The organism is Saccharopolyspora sp. NPDC000359, from assembly GCF_040300525.1.
GTDB lineage: Bacteria > Actinomycetota > Actinomycetes > Mycobacteriales > Pseudonocardiaceae > Saccharopolyspora.
This window is the reverse complement of sequence record NZ_JBEPDU010000072.1, coordinates 13,896-31,567: the sequence shown is the minus strand read 5'-3', so window position 1 is coordinate 31,567 and position 17,672 is coordinate 13,896. Positions and strand designations below refer to the sequence as shown.

Sequence of the window (17,672 nt, the reverse complement as noted above, 5' to 3'; positions counted from 1 at the left end):
TGAACACCACGTGCATCAGGTTCCGCGAGTGCGTCCAGTCGTGGAACAGCGCGTCGGCGGGGCGTCAGGTCCACGAACCCCTCGCCGCGCAGCGCCAGCAGCGCCTCGCGCACCGGGGTGACGCTGACGCCGAGGTTCGCGGCGAGCCGCTCCAGGTGCAGGTGGTCGCCCGCCCGGAGCCGGCCGGTCATGATCCACTCGCGCAGCCGACCGGCCAGTTCGTCGGGCAGCCGCGGGGACTGCGCGCGCATCGCCCCGTCGATCACCGCTGGGCCGCCTCCCGCAGGTCGGCGGCGGGGGAGTGTGTGTCGCCTGTCACGGGCAACTTGATACCACCTGTCGCGAGTAGTTGGTTCTGCTCATGGACGTACCTCGCCTGCCGGACCTGCTCGACCTCGCCCAGCGGGGCGCCGACCGGTTCCTCGGCGGCACGCAGCCGCTCCCGGAGCACCGCACCTTCGGCGGTCTGCTGCTGGCCCAGTCGATCGCCGCGGCGGGTCGCACGGTCGCGGCGGACCGGCCGGTGCACTCGATGCACGCGCTGTTCGTGCGGGCCGCCGACCCGGCCCGGCCGGTTGAGTACACAGTGGACAGGATCCGGGACGGTGGGGCCACCTCGGCGCGGCGGGTGGTCGCCGGTCAGGACGGGGTGGAGGTGTTCACCGCGCTGGTGTCGTTCCAGCGCGACCGCGACGGGTTGCGGCACCAGGCGGAGTTTCCACCCGCGACCGCGCCCGAGGAGCTGCGGCCGCTGCACGAGCGCTTCGCCGACTCCGACGTGCCGATCCCGGACTGGTGGCGGCTGCCGCGGGCGGTCGAGCTGCGCCACGTCGACCGCACCCCGTACCCGCCGCCGGTCGAGCCCGGAGGTGGCTCGCGGCACCTGGTGTGGATGCGCGCCCCGGAGGAGCTGCCGGACGAGCCGCTGCTGCACGCCTGCGCGCTGGCCTACGCCTCGGACATGACCCTGCTGGAGCCGGTGTTCCTGCTGCACGGCGTCGACCGGCACGCCAAGGGGGTCCAGCTGGCCAGCCTGGATCACGCGATGTGGTTCCACGAGGACCTCCGAGCCGACGAGTGGTTGCTCTACGACCAGGACTGCCCGGTGGCAGCGGGCGGCCGGGTGCTTGGACGCGGCAACGTCTTCGACCGTTCCGGTCGCCACGTCGCCACCGCCACCCAAGAAGCCCTCCTGCGCCTCCAGCGCTGACCCCCAGCCCGCGTCCGCGGTCCGATTGAAGCTGCGCACCCCGACATCCCGGCGGCGCGCCGCACGCCGCTGGCCGGTGGTTCTTCCTCGATCCCAACGGGGATCGGGCGCCTGATCCCCACCGGGACCGCGGTGCGGTGGGGTGCGCCCGGTGCCGGTGAGGGACCGGGGGTGGTGGATTCCGGGCGGTATCGTTCCAGGTGTGGTAGTTGATCCTGCCGAGAACTCCGCCGATGTCACGCACGCGTTGGCCGGGGCGCGGCTGCACGACGTGCCGACCCTGACCGAGCGGCTGATGGCCGCCATCTTCACCGACAACCCCGAGTGGACCGACTACAGCCCGGTCCCGAAGGAGGACCTCTGGGAGGGCTGTCGGCAGTACCTGGGGCGCATCCTGCAGATACTCAGCGGGGTGGTGGCGGGCCCGGACGGCGATGACGTGGCCGCCGCGATCGGCCGCCGCCGGGCGGAGCAGGGCGTGCCGCTGGAGGTGATGCTGCGGACCTTCCGGCTCGGCGGCCGGATCGTCTGGGAGGCGCTGGTCGACCAGGCGCACCAGGACGGCGCGGATCCCGACGCGATGCTGGGGGTGGCGACCTCGGTCTGGACGGTGATCGACGGGCTGTCCTCGACGCTGTCGACGTCCTACCGCAACACCGAGATGGAGCGGGTGCGGCGCGACGACCAGCGCCGGCACGCCCTGGTGGAGGACCTGCTGGCCGGTCGCGCGCGCGACATCGCCTTCGCGCAGCGCACCGCCAAGGAGCTGGACCTGCCCACCGGCGGCGCCTACCTGGTGATCGTCGCGGAGATGAACGACGACGGCGGGTTCGCGCTGCGCGGGCAGCAGGACGCGCTGACCGCGCTGCACGTCCGGTCGGTGTGGCAGGTGCGCGCCGACTCGCTGGTCGGCTTGGTGGCGCTGGAGCAGCGGCACAAGGACCTGGTGCTCGACGCGCTGCGGCCGCTGGCGCGCGGCCGGGTGGCGGTGTCGCCGACGGTGCGGGGGCTGGCCGAGGTGGGCCTGGCCCACCAGCTCGCGATGACCACGCTGGGCACCTCCTCGTACGGCGCGTCGGAGCTGGTGACCTTGGAGGAGCGGTTCCCGGAGGCGCTGCTGGTGCAGTCGCCGGACCTGGCCCAGCGGCTGCTGGAGTCGCAGCTCGGCCCGGTGCTGGAGCTGCCGGTGCGCGAGCGGGACATGCTGCTGGAGACGCTGGCGGCGTGGCTGGAGGAGAACTGCTCGACGGCCAACGCCGCGGTGCGCCTGCACTGCCACCGCAACACCGTCCTGAACCGCCTGCACCGGATCACGTCCCTGATCGGTCAGCCCCTGCACGGCCGCACGGCCTACGTCTCGCTCTCGCTGGCCCTGTCGGCCCTGCGCCTCCGCGACGGCCTGCGCGACTAGCCGCCCGTGCTGAGCACCGCGCCGGGTTGTGCGCGGTGCACGTGGTCACCCCGGTGGCCCCGGTGGAAGCCACGGGTTGATCGGAACGGTGCCCGCGGCGTGGCCGCGGCCGTCGAGGAGCTTGCCCATCAGCTTCACCATGCGCAGGGTCACCGCCCGGTCCACCAGCTGGAGCTGGGGGAGCCGGTCGGCGAGCAGGGATTCCAGCCGGGCCAGGTCGGCCACCGACTTCAGCCACAGCGTGAACAGCAGGTTGTGCGGGCCGGTGACCGAGGAGCACATCCGCAGCTCGGGCAGCGCGCTCAGGCCCTGCGCCACCTTGTCGATCTCGCCGGGCGGGACGCTGGCCCACAGGGTGGCGGCCACCGGCCATTCGGTGAGGTTGCGGGCGATCTCGCAGCGCAGCACGGCGTCGCCGCGGTGCGTCAGTCCGGCGATGCGGCGGCGGACGTTCGGCGCGCTCAGCCCGGTCTCCCTGGCCAGGTCGACGGCCGGGGCGCGGGCGTCGCGGGACAGCGCGGTGATCAGCTGGTGGTCGTGCTCGTCGAGCTCGGCGCGCGGTCGGTCGGTGGCGGGGCGGGTCAGCTGCCGCTGCTGGGCCGGGGAGAGGCTGCGCAGCCGCCACCGGGAGCCCTCGGAGAACACCCGGGTGGCCAGCGCGGCGCGGGTGCGGGCGACCCCGGGCAGCGCCGAGATGTGCTCGGTGATCAGCCCCGACAGCGCGCCGAGGTCCTGGACCAGCACCATGACCAGCAGGTCGCGCCCGCCCGCCAGGTGCTCGATGGTCACCACCTGGGGGTGGGCCGCCAGCGCCTGGGCCGCGTCCATCGCCCGCCCGGACTGCACGTCGATCTCGACGTAGGCGGTGAAGCTGGCGTCGATCAGGCGGACCCCGGGGTAGCAGGTCGTCCAGGCGCGGCCGGTGCTGCGCAGCCGCTCCCAGCGCCGCGCCGCGGTGACCGCGTCCACGCCGAGAACCCGGCCCACCGCGGTCCACGACGCGCGCGGGGAGATCTGCAGCGCGTGCAGGATGGCGCGGTCCAGCTCGTCCAACGCTGTTCTCTGCATGTGAACCCAACTCTCGCGCTTTTTCCTGCATTGTTGCCCAGGTTCCTTTCGGTGCACGACACCGGCTCGCAGTCTGCTGCGCACGAGCACACCTCGGAGGTGAGTGTTGGCGCAGACGGATGGCGCCCTGGCAGCGCGGCCAGGGCGAGCAGCGGTCTCGACGGCGGGACGTCGCGAACTGGTCGCGGGCGCGGTCGGCGGCATCGTGGAGTCGTTCGACTGGACGATCTACGCGGTGCTGGCACCGTTCTTCGCATCGCAGATGTTCGCCGGGGACGACGGGCTGACCAAGCTGCTGGCGGCGTACGCGGGCTTCGCGGTCGGCTTCGTGGTCCGGCCGCTGGGCAGCTACCTGCTCGGCCGGATCGCCGACGTGCGTGGTCGGCGGTTCGCGCTGATCGTCAGCATGGGCACGATCTGCCTCGGCAGTCTGCTGATTGCGGCGCTGCCGACGGCGGCGACCATCGGGGTCGCGGCCCCAATCCTGCTGGTGCTGCTGCGCGCGCTGCAGGGCGTGGCGATGGGCGGCGAGAACCCCAGCGTGGCCGCCTACATCACCGAGACCGCGCCGCCGAGCCGCAAGTTCCTCTACAGCGGCCTGTCCTACTGCGGCGCCTTCATCGGCAACATCCTGTGCTTCGCGGTGGTCGGTGCGCTGCTGGTGGCGATGGGCAGGCAGGGCGTCGTCGACGGCGGTTGGCGGATCGGCTTCGTCGTGGCGGCGGTCTTCGGCGTCCTCGCGTTCTGGGTGCGCAGCGGCGCGGCGGAGAGCGGCGAGTTCGAGGCGGGCAAGCGGACCGCGGGACCGCGGCCGAAGGTGCTGGTGCACGCCCGGAGCATGCTCGCGGTGTTCCTCATGACCACCGGCACCACGGTCGGCGTCTACTTCGGCACCGTGTACCTGCCGGAGTACGCCGCGCAGGTCGGGGTCGTGCAGTCGGTCGCGACGAACCTGGAGATGATCCCCAGCCTGCTGGCACTGATCGCCGCGATGGCGGTGTCCGGGGTGCTGGCGGACCGGTTCGGCGGCATGCGGGTGTTCCGCGTCGGCGCGCTGCTGCTGGCGGTGGGAACAGTGCCGCTGATGACTGCGCTCGCGCAGGGCTGGCTGCCGGTGTGGGCGGTGGCGACCTGCTACCTGGTCCTCGGTGTCGCCCCGACCACCGCCGTGGCGAACGTGCTCTACAGCGAGGTCTTCCCCGTCGAGGTGCGGGTGGTGGCGATGGGCGTGCCGTTCACGCTCGCGGTGGCGCTGTTCGGCGGCACCTTCCCGCTGCTGGCCGGATCGCTGGCGGCGCTCGGGGTGCTGACCGCGGTGCCGTGGATCGCCGCCGGTACCGCCGTTGTCACGTTGCTGGGCACGTTGCTGCTCAAGCGCGGCTGAAACTGCTTGGAGGAGTTGAGGATGGTTGACCTGTCGGCGTTGTTGGACGATGCCCGCGCGTTGCACCCGGACCTGGTGCGGACCCGCCGCGACCTGCACCGCACCCCGGAACTGGGCCTGGACCTGCCGCGCACCCAGGAGCGCGTGCTGTCCGAACTGGACGGTCTGGGGCTGGAGGTGACCACCGGCGCGGAGATCAGCTCGGTGACGGCGGTGCTGCGCGGGTCCCGGCCGGGGCCGACCGTGTTGCTGCGCGGGGACATGGACGCGCTGCCGGTGGTGGAGGAGACCGGGCTCGGCTTCGCCGCCGACAACGGTCGGATGCACGCCTGCGGCCACGACCTGCACACCACGATGCTGCTGGGCGCGGCGAGGGTGCTGGCGTCGCGGCGGGACCAGCTCGGCGGGGACGTGGTGTTCGCGTTCCAGCCGGGCGAGGAGGGTTACGACGGGGCGGGGCGCATGCTCGGTGAAGGACTGCTGTCGGCCTCGGGGCGCAAGCCCGACGCGACCTACGCGCTGCACGTGATCTCCGGGCTGGAGCGCGGCCTGTTCACCACGAGGGGCGGGCCGATGCTGGCGGCGTCCAACCGGCTGGCGGTGACTGTCCGGGGGCGCGGCGGGCACGGTTCCGCGCCGTTCCGGGCGGTGGACCCGGTGCCGGTGGCCTGCGAGATGGTGCTGGCGCTGCAGTCCTTCGCCACCCGCCGGTTCGACGTGTTCGACCCGGTGGTGCTGACGGTCGGCACCATCCACGGCGGCACCCAGGACAACGTCATCCCGGACGAGGTCACCTTCGCCGCGACGGTCCGGTCCTTCTCCCACCGGGCCCAGGCGGTGGTCAAGGACGGGTCGATCCGGGTGTGCGAGGGCATCGCCGCGGCGCACGGCGTGGAGGTCGACGCGGAGTTCGTCGAGCAGTACCCGGTCACGGTCAACGACGAGTCGGAGGCGGAGTTCGTGGCGGGCGCGCTGCGCGAGTTGCACGGCGAGCACCGCTTCGAGCCCGCGTCCAGGCCGCTCAGTGCCTCGGAGGACTTCTCTCGGATGCTCGACGAGGTCCCGGGGGCGATGATCTCGCTCGGCGCCTGCCCGCCGGACCGCGACCCGGCCCGGGCGCCGGACAACCACTCGCCGCAGGCCGTCTTCGACGACGAGGTCCTGGCCGACGGCGCCGCCGCGTACGCGGCCTTGGCGGTGCAGCGCCAGGACTCGTGAGCGGCAGCGGTCGCTCCCACCACCATCGCCGCTCACGAGTCCTGTGCAGTGGTGACACTCGGACGAATCGGAAATTTCAGTCAGGTGTCAACCGTTGTGCGGGCGGGTCGGGGTCGCTCCTGCGGTTTCGCGCCTGAGGTCGCGTCGGGGTTGTGGCGGGCATCTCAGCCACTCTGGGTAGCCTCCGTGTCACATGTTGTGTGCGTCACCCCTGGGAATGTGCGCTCTGCACAGCCGCGCTGAGAGAAGTCTGGGCGAGCGGGCATAGCGCTCAAGTGGTCGCGCTCACGACACTCTGAGTGAGAATTGCCCGCTCGATCCGGGCTTTCCGTAACCGGCGCGTGCGTTCAAAGGAGCACAGCGAAGTGCAGGAGTTCGACCTTCTCGTGGTGGGTGGCGGCCCCGGTGGGTACGTCGCCGCGATCCGGGCCGCGCAGCGCGGCCTCTCGGTCGGCGTGGTGGAAAAGGAGCGGCCCGGCGGGGTCTGCCTGAACTGGGGCTGCATCCCGACCAAGGCGATGCTGCGTTCGGCCGAGGTCTACGAGACCGTGCTGCACGCGTCCGACTTCGGGATCAACGCCGAGAACGTGAGCGTCGACTACGACGCCATCCGCCGCCGCAAGAGCAGCGTCGTCAAGGGCCTCACCGACGGCGTCGCGGGCCTGTTGAAGAGCAACGGCGTCACCGTCATCAACGGCCACGCCCGGTTCACCGGGCCGACCACCGTGGACGTCTACGCCACCGGTGAGTCGCCGCTGGGTGCCGAGGGCCCCCGCTACGCCGCCGAGCCGGCCGGCTCCCAGCCGATCGAGCAGGTCAAGGCGCGCGACGTCATCATCGCCACCGGCTCGGTCCCCGTGCAGCTGCCGCTGCCCGGCGCGGACCTGCCCGGCGTGATCACCTCCGACGGCGCCTTCGGGCTGGACGAGGTGCCCGGGCGCATCGCCATCATCGGCGGCAGCGCGGTCGGCGCGGAGTGGGCGACGCTGTTCGCCACCCTGGGCAGCGAGGTCAGCATCATCGAGATGCAGAAGACCCTGGTCCCGGCCGAGGACGCCGAGGTCGGCAAGGCCCTGGGCCGCTCGTTCACCAAGCGCGGCATCAAGGTCCTCACCGAGGCCACCGTGTCCCGCGTCGACCAGGCCGAGGACGGCCTGAAGGTCACCGTGGACGGCGCCAAGCCGCAGCAGATCGACGCCGACGTGGTGCTGGTCGGGGTCGGCCGCAAGCCCAACACCGCCAGCCTGGACCTGGACAGGACCGGGGTGGCCACCAGCGAGCGCGGTTTCATCACCGTCGACGAGAAGCTGCGCACCAACGTCGAGCACGTCTACGCGATCGGTGACGTCACCGGCAAGGCGCTGCTCGCGCACGTCGCCTCGCACCAGGGCGTGGTCGCGGCCGAGACGATCGCCGGGCAGCACGCCGCGATCGACTACGACGTCATCCCGGCGGCGACCTTCACCCACCCGGAGATCGCCAGCGTCGGCCTCACCGAGGCGCAGGCCAAGGAGGCCGGGCACGACGTCGTCGCCACGAAGTTCCCGTTCGCCGCGCTGGGCCGCGCGCAGAGCTACGGCGACACCGAGGGCTTCATGAAGATCGTCGCCGGCAAGAAGTACGGCGAGGTCCTGGGCGTGCACATCATCGGTCACTCCGCGAGCGACCTGATCACCGAGGGCGCGCTGGCCATGGCGCTGGAAGCCACCCTCGACGAGCTCGCCGAGACCATCCACGCGCACCCCACCCTCGGCGAGATCGGCATGGAGGCCGCGATGGCCTCCCTCGGCCTGCCGGTCCACGTCGCCCCGCCGAAGAAGCGCTGACCACGCACGAAGATTCCAGGAGCAGCGTGCGCAGCGGTGCCGGTAGCGCAAACCTCAGCCGCCGTCTCGCCCCGGGAGGACCGACATCATGGATGCTGATCCACCACGTCGGCCCCGTCCTCGCGAGACGACGTCCGAGAACCCGCAGCGGTGCCAGTTGAGCCCCGCGCCGCAGGCGACCTTCGCCGCTTCTGGGAAAACCCGATCGAAAAGGGGACTGTGATGGCAACGACAGCCACGCGCAGCAAGCCGTCCACCCGCAGCACCGCCAAGTCGCGGCGCGGCAGCGGTGCGGTACGGGGCTCCGGCGGCGGGAACTTCGCCGGGGAGTCGCCGGAGCTGCTCCAGGACTACTTCCACGAGATGACCCTGATCCGGCGCTTCGAGGAGCGCGCGGCCCAGGGTTACACCCAGGCCAAGATCGGCGGGTACTGCCACCTCAACCTCGGTGAGGAGGCCACCGTCGTCGGCCTGATGCGCGCCCTGCGCAAGTCCGACGTGCTGTTCACCAACTACCGCGAGCACGGCTACGCGATCGCCAAGGGCATCGAGCCCGGTCGCGTGATGGCCGAGCTCTACGGCCGCACCACCGGCACCTCCAAGGGCTGGGGCGGCTCGATGCACATGTTCGACGTGGAGGCCGGGCTGCTCGGCGGCTACGGCATCGTCGGCGGCCAGATCCCGCTGGCCACCGGCGCCGCGCTGGCCATCGACTACCGCTCCGGCGACCAGGTCGTGATGTGCCAGATGGGCGACGGCACCACCAACATCGGTGCCTTCCACGAGTCGCTGAACATCGCGGCGCTGTGGAACCTGCCGGTGGTGTACGTGGTGATCAACAACCAGCTCGGCATGGGCACCACGGTCGACAAGTCCTCCGCGGAGCCGGAGCTGTTCAAGCGCGCCTCGGCCTACAAGATGCCGGGCGAGCGGGTGGACGGCAACGACGTCCTGGCCGTCCGCGACGCCGCGTCCCGGCTGGTCGAGCAGGCCCGCAACGGCGGCGGCCCGGCGCTGCTGGAGTGCGTCAGCGAGCGGCTCAAGGGCCACTCGGTGGTCGACCCGGCCAAGTACCGCAGCGAGGAGTCGGTGGAGAAGGCCAAGCAGGCCGACCCGATCGCGAACTTCCGCAGCCAGCTGATCGAGGCCGGGCTGCTGGACGAGGACACCGCCACCGAGATCGAGCGCAAGGCGCAGGCCGAGGCCGACGCGGCGGTCGCGTTCGCCGACGACAGCCCGCACCCGGACCCCTCGACGCTGTTCGACCACACCTACGCCACCCCGGTGGCCAACGATTCGCGACGGCTGCCCGCCGACCCGGTGTTCTGACGCCACTTCCGGGTTTCACGCGAACCGTCGCGGTATTTGCGACACCCCGCCACATGATCCGTGGGCGCTCCGGGCCGCCACAGCCCGGAGCACCCGCGGTTCCCATTGCTCTTCCCCAGGAGAAACACCCTTGGCCGTCATCTCGTACCGCCAAGCGTTGCACGACACGCTTCGCGAGGAAATGCTGCGCGATGAGGACGTCTTCCTCATCGGCGAGGAAATCGGGATCTTCGAAGGCTCCTACAAGATCACCGCCGGGCTGCTCAAGGAGTTCGGCGAGAAGCGGGTGCGCGACACCCCGATCGCCGAGGAGGGCTTCGTCGGTGCCGCGGTCGGTGCCGCGATGCTGGGCCTGCGCCCGGTCGTCGAGCTGATGACGATCAACTTCTCGCTGATCGCGCTGGACCAGATCGTCAACCACGCGGCCAAGATCTACGGCATGTTCGGCGGTCAGACCAGCGTGCCGATGGTGATGCGCACGCCGGGCGGCGGCGGCCAGCAGCTGGGCGCCACCCACTCGCAGAACATCGAGCTGTACTACGCCTTCGTGCCGGGCCTGAAGGTCGTCGCGCCGAGCACGCCCGCCGACGCCAAGGCGCTGCTGCTGGCCTCCATCCGGGACAACGACCCGGTGCTGTTCCTGGAGAACCTGGCGCTGTACAACACCAAGGGCGAGGTCCCGGACGTCGTCGAGCCGGCCGAGATCGGCAAGGCGAAGGTGACCCGCGAGGGCACCGACATCACCATCATCGGCTACTCCCGGATGGCGCTGGTGGCCCACCAGGTCGCCGAGAAGCTGCACGCCGATGAGGGCATCAACGCCGAGGTCGTGGACCTGCGCAGCTTGCGGCCGCTGGACCGGCAGACCATCGTGGACTCCGTGCGCAAGACCGGTTGCGCCGTCGTCGCGGAGGACGACTGGCTGACCTACGGCATCGGTGCGGAGATCGCCGCGTCCATCTCGGACGGTGCGTTCGACTACCTGGACGCCCCGGTCCGCCGCGTCGCGGCGGCGGAGGTGCCGCTGCCGTACGCCAAGCCGCTGGAGCGCGCCGCGCTCCCGTCCGCCGAGTCCCTCACGACTGCGATCCACCAGACGCTGGACGCAGTTGGCCGCCGCCGCTGAGGCCTGTCCCACCTGAGGAAGACGATGACCGAGATTCACATGCCGAGGCTCTCCGACACCATGGAGGAGGGCGTCATCTCGACCTGGCGCAAGAAGGCCGGCGACCAGATCAGCCGTGGCGACGTGGTGGCCGAGATCGAGACCGACAAGGCCCTCATGGAGCTGGAGGCCTACGACGACGGGGTGCTGGAGAAGATCCTCGTCGACGAGGGCGCGACGGTGCCGATCGGCACCCCGATCGCGATCCTCGGCGACGGCTCCGGTGCGGCGGCTGAGGCCGCGTCCGCCCCGGCTCCCGCCGCCAAGGCTCCCGCTGCTGAGGCCCCGGCCACTGACGCTCCGGCCCCGGCCGCCGAGCCCGCGTCCGCTCCGGCTGCCGCCCCGGCCGCGCCCGCCGAGCCGGGCAGCAAGCCGAAGGCGTCGCCGCTGGCCAAGGCGGTCGCCAAGGAGAAGGGCGTCGACCTCGCCACGGTGCAGGGCACCGGCCCGGGCGGCCGGATCATCCGCGCCGACATCGAGGCCGCTGCCGCCGCGGCGCCGAGCGCCCCGGCCGCCGAGTCCGCTGCCGCTCCGAGCGCCCCGGCCCCCGCGGTGGCCAGCGAGGACGTCGAGGAGATCCCGCTCAACAAGATCCAGAAGGTGAGCGCCAAGCGCCTGACGGAGAGCAAGCAGCAGGCGCCGCACTTCTACCTGACCAGCGCCATCGACGTGACCGAGCTGCTGGAGTTCCGCGGCACGCTCAACGAGCGGCTGCAGTCCGCGGGCGGCCCGAAGGTCAGCGTCAACGACCTGATCGTCAAGGCGGTGGCCACCGCGCTGCGCGCGAACCCGTCGGTGAACGTCTCGTTCGGCGGCGACAAGCTGTTGCGGCACAAGCGGATCAACCTCGGCATCGCGGTCGCGATCGAGGGCGGTCTGGTGGTGCCGGTGGTCAAGGACGCCGACCGCAAGAGCGTCTCGGAGATCGCCGCGGAGAGCCGGGAGCTGGCCGGGCGGGCCCGCGAGGGCAAGCTGAAGCTGGACGAGATGTCCGGCGGCACCTTCTCCATCTCCAACCTGGGCATGTTCGGCATCGAGCAGTTCAGCGCGGTGATCAACCCGCCGGAGGCGGCGATCCTGGCCGTGGGCGCGGCCCGCGACGAGGTGCAGGTCCGCGACGGCGAGTTCGTGGCCCGCAAGATCCTGCGCGCGACGCTGTCGGCCGACCACCGCGCGGTGGACGGCGCGGTGGGCGCGGCCTTCCTGCAACAGCTGACCTCGCTGCTGGAGGACCCGCTGCGCATCATCGCCTGACGCGCGCACCGAGCAAGGCCCCTTCCGCGATGAACCCCCGATCTCGCGGAAGGGGCCTTTTTCACGCCCGGGCGCCGCTCAGAGCTTGGTCCACGCCTCGGCCAGGACTGAGCGGATGAGCTGCTCGACCTCGTCGAAGTGGTCCTGGGTGCAGACCAACGGTGGGGCCAGCTGGATCACCGGTTCCGCGCGGTCGTCGGCACGGCAGTACAACCCGGCCTCGAACAGGGCGGGGGGGGAGACGAAGCCGCGCAGGACCCGCTCCGCGCCGCCCGTCCTGCTGCAGCTGCTCGATGATCCGCTTGGACACCTCGTCCACCACGGGTGTTCTCGCGTCGGAGCTGTCCTCGTCCCTGCGTGTCACAGCGACAACCCAGTGCGCCGGTTTCGTGGCAGAACTGTTGCACGGTGATCGAGAACCGCCGACATCCGCCGAGCACGGTGGGGTCATGCGAAAACGTTCTGCGCTGTTCGGTGCGGTCCTCGCGCTGACCGTGCCCGTGGCGGGCGCGGTGCCCGCGCTGGCCGTCCTGGGCGGCACCGAGTCCACAGAGGTCTACCCGTTCATGGGGTCGTTCCAGCCGGAGTACCCCGCCTCGCCGCACCCCGACGGGCACGGCTGCGGGGTGGAGGTGCTCGCCCCGCAGTGGGTGCTGACCGCCAGCCACTGCGCGGGCAAGAACCCGACCCTGGCGAAGGTCGGCGTGCCGCACGGCTGGGAGGTCCGGGTCGGATCGCTCGACACCGCGAGCGGGGGAGAGGTCGCGGAGGTCGACCACTACTACCGGCTGGCCACCCACCGCGACGAAGGCGGTTTCTGGGGCAAGGACCTGGCGCTGATGCACCTGAGCACGCCGGTCCGCGCTGAGCCGCTGCGGATCGCCTCGGCCACCCCGCCACCGGGCACCCCGGTCCGCATCATGGGCTGGGGGATGACCTGCAACAACAGCAACAACCCCGAGTGCTTCACCAGCGCGCTGCGCGAAGCCGACACCGTGGTGCAGCCCGAGGAGGCGTGCGAGGAGCTGAGCCCCGGCGAGCTGTGCATCGGCAGCCGCGACGGCAGCGTCGCCTCGAGCAACATGGACTCCGGTGGGCCCGCGCTGGTCCGCGAGGGCGACGGGTGGGCGCTGGCCGGGGTCGTCAGCGGCCCCAGCGGCGACGGGCCGACGCTGTTCACCTCGGTCCCGGAGCACGCCGAGTGGATCAAGGGCATCATCGACGGCACCGACGTGCCGCCGGACGACGAGATCCCGAACGTCGAAGGCGCGGTGGAGCTGAACGGCTGCGTGGGCTCGGTGGTTCGGGGACCGGAGTCCCGGCCCGAGGACGCGGCGCTGATGCTGACCAACGGCCACTGCGTCGAGGGGGACCGGCCCGCCCCTGGTGGCGCGCTGGTGGACCAGCCCGCTGACCGCGAGGTCCCCATCGCCGACCCGGAGGGGTGGCCGCGGGTCAAGACCCGCGCGAACCGGTTGGTGTACGCGACGATGACCGGCACCGACGTCGCGCTCTACCGCCTGGACAAGTCCTACGCCCAGTTGGAGGCCGAGGGCGCGAAGGTCTTCCAGCTCGCCACCGACCCGGTGCGCGAAGGCGACGCGCTGGCCATGGCCTACACCAGCCAGCGCTTCGGCTGCACCGCCGAGGCGGTGGTGCCGCACCTGCGCGAAGGTGGTTACCAGCAGGACGATTCCATCCGCTACGCGACCACTGAGGACTGCGCGCCCTGGCCGGGCACGTCCGGTTCGGCGCTGCTGGCCCCGGACGGCGACACGGTGGTGGGCATCCACAACACCCACAACCGCGACGGCGAGCAGTGCACCGCCGACAACCCCTGCGAGGTGGGGCCGGACGGCACCGAAACCGCCGTGCAGGGGCGGGCTTACGGCCAGCAGGTCCACCAGGTCGCGGGCTGCCTCACCGGGTCGGAGCTCGACCTGACCCGCCCGGGCTGCACCCTCACCCGCCAGTGACGGACCGGGGTCCCAGGCGCCCGCCTGGGACCCCGCTCGTCAGCTCAGCGCCTCGACGAGCTTCGGCGTGAGGTGGTCCAGGGTGAACGGGATGCTCGACACCGTGGCCGAACCCAGCGACATTGTCAGGTCGTAGTCGTCCAGCAGGACCAGCGAGCCGCGCTTGGCGGCCGGGAGGTTGTTCAGCAACGGGTCGTTGCGGACCGCGTCCACGTCGGTGGCCTTCGCCGTGGTGACGATGACGACGTCGGCGTCCAGCAGCGAGACCTGCTCCTTGCTGACCTTGACGTTGAACTTGCCGCCGCTGTCCAACCCCTCGATGGCCGGGGACAGCCGCAGGCCCAGCTGCTCCAGCAGCGCGGTCCGGGCGTCCTGCTTGGTGTAGGCCGCGTAGGTGCCCGCCGAGTCGGTGCGGACCGTGACGTGCGTCTTGCCCTGGAACAGCGGGTTGGCCTCGCGGGTCTGGTCGATGCGGGCCTGGGTGTCGGCGACGAGCTTGGCGACCTCGTCCTGCCTGCCCAGCGCCTGGCCGATCGTCTCGGCCTGCACCCGCCAGTCCACCCCGTAGTCGATCGACCCCGGCGGCTGCGCCACCACCGGGTTGAAGCTGGTCAGCCGGTTGTACTGCTCCTGGGTCAGCGCGCTCTGCAGCGCGAGCACGACGTCGGGGGCCAGCGCGATGACGCTCTCCGCGTCCACCTCGCTGCCGAGGACCTTCGGCTTCTCACCGCGCAGCAGCGGTTCCACCCACGGGCCGACGCCGCTGGCCCACGGCCCCCACTTGGTCAGCCCGACCGGGATCACGCCCAGCGGCAGCAGCACGTCGTGGTCGGTGATGCCGAGGCTGACGACGCGCTGCGGGGTCGCCTTGATCTCAGCGGTCCCGTACCGGTTCGGGATGCTCGTCGGGAAGCCCGGCCCGGCCGGCTGGTCGCCCGAGCCGCCAGGGGCCTCGCTGGTGCCGCAGGCGGCCAGGCCCGCAGCGGCGAGCACACCGGTCGCGCCGATCAGGAAGCCCCGCCGGCCGAACCTGCTGCGGGCAGCTGCTGGGGGAGGAGTCATCTGCGCGTCCTTCAGTAGTCCGACGTCGTTGGAAGCAAGGCTAACCTAACCCGAACGGCGGAAGATCTGGTCGTGAACCGGATCACCGGGCAGGCCCGGGGGCGTATCGTGGAGGCAGCGGTCGCACGCGGTCGCGTGCGCCGAACGACCGGCGTTGGAGTCGCGATGAGTGACGATGACGTTTTCGACCGCCGCTGGCTGCTCGCCGAGGACGAGCTGCTGCGGATGCTGTGGCGCTGCCACGCCGGGGAGAACCCCGACGTCCTGCTGGTGGAGCTGCACGCCAACCGCCGCTCCGACCGGCGGAACCCGGGGCCGTTCGGGGCGCGCACCCCCAAGTCCTCGCGGCAGAAGCGCCACCGCGTGGTGCACTGATCGTCCGTTTCGCCCCGGGGTGCCGTCGGCGCCGGTACGGTGTCAGTTGATCGACACCGCACTGGAGACACGCCCTGATGAGTTCGTTCCTCGCCGGATTCCGCGCCTTGGGCACCGGTTTCGGCATCATCGTCCGCCGCCCGAAGCTGCTGCTCCTCGGCGCCCTGCCCGCCCTGATCAGCGCCGCGCTGCTGCTGGGCTGCCTCGGCGCGCTGCTCTACTTCAGCGGTGACCTGGTCAGCTGGATGACACCCTTCGCCGACGGCTGGGGCGACTTCGCGCGCCAGGCGCTGCGCATCCTGGTCGGCGTGGCGCTGGTCGGGTCGGCCGCGCTGCTGGCCTCGGTGTCGTTCATCGCGATCACGCTGCTGGTCGGCGGGCCGTTCTACGAGCACATCGCGGAGAAGGCGGAGGAGGAGCTGGGGCTGGACACCTCCGACGACGGCGCGGGCGTGCTGCGGCAGGTCGGCCGCGGGGTGGCGGATTCGCTGAAGCTGGTGTTCATCGCGCTGCTCGGCGCGATCGTGCTGTTCGCGATCGGGTTCATCCCGGTGGCCGGGCAGATCGCCGCGCTGGTGCTGGGCGCGCTGTTCGGGGCGTGGCTGGTGACCGTGGAGATGGTCGGCATGGTCTTCGCGCGGCGCGGCCTGAAGCTGGTCGACCGGCGCCGGGCCCTGCGCGGGCACCGGGCCGCGACGTTCGGCTTCGGCCTGCCGACCTACCTGCTGTGCCTGATCCCGGTCCTGCAGCTGCTGGTGATCCCGTCGGCGGTGGTCGGCGGGACCCTCCTGGCGCACCGTGTGCTCGGGCCGACTCCCCAGGTCCCCCGCTAGTCCGAAGTGGACTGGCGCAGGCCCCGGTCGAGGAGGTCGACGAGCCACTCGAAGCTCTCGTCGACGTCGGCGGACCACTGGAAGGCGCGGCCTGCCTGCAGGGTGGCGAAGCCGTGGAAGGCGCTGCGCACCGCGCGCAGGGCGTGGTCCAGCTGGTCCGGGTCGACGGCGTACCCGCGCAGCACCGCGGTGAAGGAGTCCAGCAGCCGTGATCCGGCGACCGCGACCGGGTCGTCCGGGCCGGTCGGCTCGACGCCGACGGTGGCCGCGTAGCGGCCGGGGTGGGCGACCACGAAGTCGCGGAACGCGCGGGCCGCGGCGGCGAGCGCGTCCCGGCCCGCGCGGCCCTGCACGGCCGTGCCCACCGCGTCGGCCGCTTCGGTGAGCGCGAGCGCGGCAATCCGGCGGTTCAGGTCGTCCTGGTTGGCGATGTGCTTGTAGAGCGACGGCGTGCGCACGCCGACCCGCTCGGCCAGCAGGCCCATGGTCAGGCAGCTGAAGCCGACTTCGTCGGCGAGGGCCGCGCCAGCTGCGACGACGGCGTTCGGGTCGAGTCCGGCCCTAGGCATCGACGGCCTCCAGGAACGACAGCACCGCGGTGGCCACCTCGGCGGGGAACTGGACGTGCGGGTAGTGGCCCGCGCCGGTGATCATCTCAAGCCGCCCCAGGCCGGGCGGCAGCGCCGCGACGACCGCTTCGCCCTCGGCCTCCGGGGAGGCCCAGTCGGGGTCGAGGGTGCCCTGCACGACCAGCACCGGGCAGCGGACGTTGCCCAGCTGGGCGCCGGCGTCCGCGGGCGTGGTCCGGCCCATCAGCTGCATGGCCTTCATCCGGCCCGGCTCGCGCAGCAGCGCGTCGATGCGGGCGAGGCGGGCGTCCCAGTCCGCTGGTTTCGGCCCGGGGTGGGCGATGTCCAGGTACTCCTTCCACAACCGGGCGCTGCCGAACATCCCGGCGCCGAGCAGTCGGAGCATGCCGCGGCGGAAGCGGCGCACCCGCAGGTCGCCGAGCGAGATCTGCTGCGCGCGGGTGAACGGCGCGAGCTCGACGACGGCGGTGACCAGCGACGGGGCCTGCGCGGCGGCGATGGTGGCGGCCCCGCCGGAGATGGAGTGGCCGACCAGCACCGCGGGCCCGCCCAGGTGGTTCACCAGGGCGATCAGGTCGCCCGCGATGTCGGTGCGGGTGTAGGACGCCCACCCGGTGCTGGACTCGCCGCACCCGCGCAGGTCGACGGCGGCGACGCGGTATCCGGCCTGGACCAGCGCGGGGGTGAGGTGCCGGTAGGCCTCGCGGCTGTCGCCCATGCCGTGGGCCAGCACGATGAGCGGCCCGGAGCCGACCACCTCGTAGGCGAGGGTGCCGCCTTCGGTGGTCAGGTGCTGGGTCTCGGCGGCCAGGTGCTCGGTCATGGCTTCCTCCGCAGTTGGTTAACGTTCTTAGCTTTAAAGCTAATTGTATTAGCCAACCGTGTCAACTCCGCTTCCGGAGATCCGTGCGGTTCGGGCGTCGCAGCAGGCTGCGCGCAGGTCCTCCCCGCGGCGGGGACGGGCACCTAGA

Annotated in this window: 16 protein-coding genes and 1 pseudogene; 11 read left to right on the top strand and 6 right to left on the bottom strand. The window is 71.8% G+C overall.

What is annotated here, in order from left to right:
• A partial coding sequence (locus tag ABT324_RS31040) for a GntR family transcriptional regulator (RefSeq protein WP_351184697.1) occupies nucleotides 1–266 on the bottom strand: 266 nt, incomplete at its 3' end.
• Nucleotides 267–361: 95 nt separating this feature from the next.
• Here ABT324_RS31040 and ABT324_RS31035 point away from each other — a divergent pair.
• A complete protein-coding gene (locus ABT324_RS31035) occupies nucleotides 362–1,210 on the top strand; it encodes an acyl-CoA thioesterase (RefSeq protein WP_351184695.1) in 849 nt (282 codons plus the stop codon).
• 202 nt (nucleotides 1,211–1,412) lie between these two features.
• Nucleotides 1,413–2,621, top strand: coding sequence for a PucR family transcriptional regulator (locus tag ABT324_RS31030; protein WP_351184693.1), 1,209 nt, complete (start codon nucleotides 1,413–1,415; stop codon nucleotides 2,619–2,621).
• Between the two features lie 45 nt (nucleotides 2,622–2,666).
• Here ABT324_RS31030 and ABT324_RS31025 read toward each other — a convergent pair whose 3' ends face one another.
• A complete protein-coding gene (locus ABT324_RS31025) occupies nucleotides 2,667–3,689 on the bottom strand; it encodes an Lrp/AsnC family transcriptional regulator (RefSeq protein WP_351184691.1) in 1,023 nt (340 codons plus the stop codon).
• 106 nt (nucleotides 3,690–3,795) lie between these two features.
• Between ABT324_RS31025 and ABT324_RS31020 the strand changes: the two genes are divergently transcribed.
• The 6 genes from ABT324_RS31020 to ABT324_RS30995 all read left to right on the top strand — a co-directional run bounded on the left by ABT324_RS31020 (nucleotide 3,796) and on the right by ABT324_RS30995 (nucleotide 11,865).
• Complete coding sequence (locus ABT324_RS31020) at nucleotides 3,796–5,073, top strand: MFS transporter (protein ID WP_351184689.1); 1,278 nt, start codon at nucleotides 3,796–3,798, stop codon at nucleotides 5,071–5,073.
• Between the two features lie 21 nt (nucleotides 5,074–5,094).
• On the top strand, nucleotides 5,095–6,291 hold the full coding sequence (locus tag ABT324_RS31015; RefSeq protein ID WP_351184687.1) for a M20 metallopeptidase family protein: 1,197 nt from the start codon (nucleotides 5,095–5,097) through the stop codon (nucleotides 6,289–6,291).
• Nucleotides 6,292–6,656: 365 nt separating this feature from the next.
• Complete coding sequence (lpdA, locus tag ABT324_RS31010; RefSeq protein WP_351184685.1) at nucleotides 6,657–8,117, top strand: dihydrolipoyl dehydrogenase; 1,461 nt, start codon at nucleotides 6,657–6,659, stop codon at nucleotides 8,115–8,117.
• A gap of 222 nt (nucleotides 8,118–8,339) precedes the next feature.
• Nucleotides 8,340–9,446 (top strand): pyruvate dehydrogenase (acetyl-transferring) E1 component subunit alpha, encoded by a 1,107-nt coding sequence (gene pdhA / locus ABT324_RS31005; protein WP_351184683.1) that lies wholly within the window; start codon nucleotides 8,340–8,342, stop codon nucleotides 9,444–9,446.
• A gap of 130 nt (nucleotides 9,447–9,576) precedes the next feature.
• Nucleotides 9,577–10,572 carry an alpha-ketoacid dehydrogenase subunit beta gene (locus ABT324_RS31000; protein ID WP_351184681.1) on the top strand — a complete coding sequence of 332 codons (996 nt, stop codon included), beginning with the start codon at nucleotides 9,577–9,579 and terminating at the stop codon, nucleotides 10,570–10,572.
• Between the two features lie 24 nt (nucleotides 10,573–10,596).
• On the top strand, nucleotides 10,597–11,865 hold the full coding sequence (locus ABT324_RS30995) for a pyruvate dehydrogenase complex dihydrolipoamide acetyltransferase (protein WP_351184679.1): 1,269 nt from the start codon (nucleotides 10,597–10,599) through the stop codon (nucleotides 11,863–11,865).
• A 78-nt stretch (nucleotides 11,866–11,943) separates the two neighbouring features.
• On the opposite strand, the pseudogene ABT324_RS30990 reads toward ABT324_RS30995, so the two are convergent.
• Nucleotides 11,944–12,132, bottom strand: a pseudogene (locus ABT324_RS30990) (aspartate aminotransferase family protein); the annotation flags it as partial.
• Nucleotides 12,133–12,314: 182 nt separating this feature from the next.
• On the opposite strand from ABT324_RS30990, the gene ABT324_RS30985 reads away from it, so the two are divergent.
• Complete coding sequence (locus ABT324_RS30985; protein WP_351184677.1) at nucleotides 12,315–13,841, top strand: trypsin-like serine protease; 1,527 nt, start codon at nucleotides 12,315–12,317, stop codon at nucleotides 13,839–13,841.
• Between the two features lie 39 nt (nucleotides 13,842–13,880).
• On the opposite strand, the gene ABT324_RS30980 is transcribed toward ABT324_RS30985, so the two are convergent.
• Nucleotides 13,881–14,903 carry an iron-siderophore ABC transporter substrate-binding protein gene (locus ABT324_RS30980; protein WP_351184675.1) on the bottom strand — a complete coding sequence of 341 codons (1,023 nt, stop codon included), beginning with the start codon at nucleotides 14,901–14,903 and terminating at the stop codon, nucleotides 13,881–13,883.
• A gap of 165 nt (nucleotides 14,904–15,068) precedes the next feature.
• On the opposite strand from ABT324_RS30980, the gene ABT324_RS30975 reads away from it, so the two are divergent.
• Nucleotides 15,069–15,278, top strand: coding sequence for a hypothetical protein (locus tag ABT324_RS30975; RefSeq protein ID WP_351184673.1), 210 nt, complete (start codon nucleotides 15,069–15,071; stop codon nucleotides 15,276–15,278).
• 77 nt (nucleotides 15,279–15,355) lie between these two features.
• Nucleotides 15,356–16,111 carry an EI24 domain-containing protein gene (locus ABT324_RS30970; RefSeq protein WP_351184671.1) on the top strand — a complete coding sequence of 252 codons (756 nt, stop codon included), beginning with the start codon at nucleotides 15,356–15,358 and terminating at the stop codon, nucleotides 16,109–16,111.
• On the opposite strand, the gene ABT324_RS30965 is transcribed toward ABT324_RS30970, so the two are convergent.
• Nucleotides 16,108–16,680, bottom strand: a complete 573-nt coding sequence (locus tag ABT324_RS30965; RefSeq protein ID WP_351184669.1) for a TetR/AcrR family transcriptional regulator — start codon at nucleotides 16,678–16,680, stop codon at nucleotides 16,108–16,110. The two genes, ABT324_RS30970 and ABT324_RS30965, sit on opposite strands and share 4 nt — an antisense overlap.
• Nucleotides 16,673–17,524: an alpha/beta fold hydrolase gene (locus ABT324_RS30960; RefSeq protein WP_351184667.1), complete on the bottom strand. Its 852-nt coding sequence runs from the start codon at nucleotides 17,522–17,524 to the stop codon at nucleotides 16,673–16,675. Before ABT324_RS30960 ends, ABT324_RS30965 begins: the two co-directional genes overlap by 8 nt.
• Nucleotides 17,525–17,672: the final 148 nt, after the last annotated feature.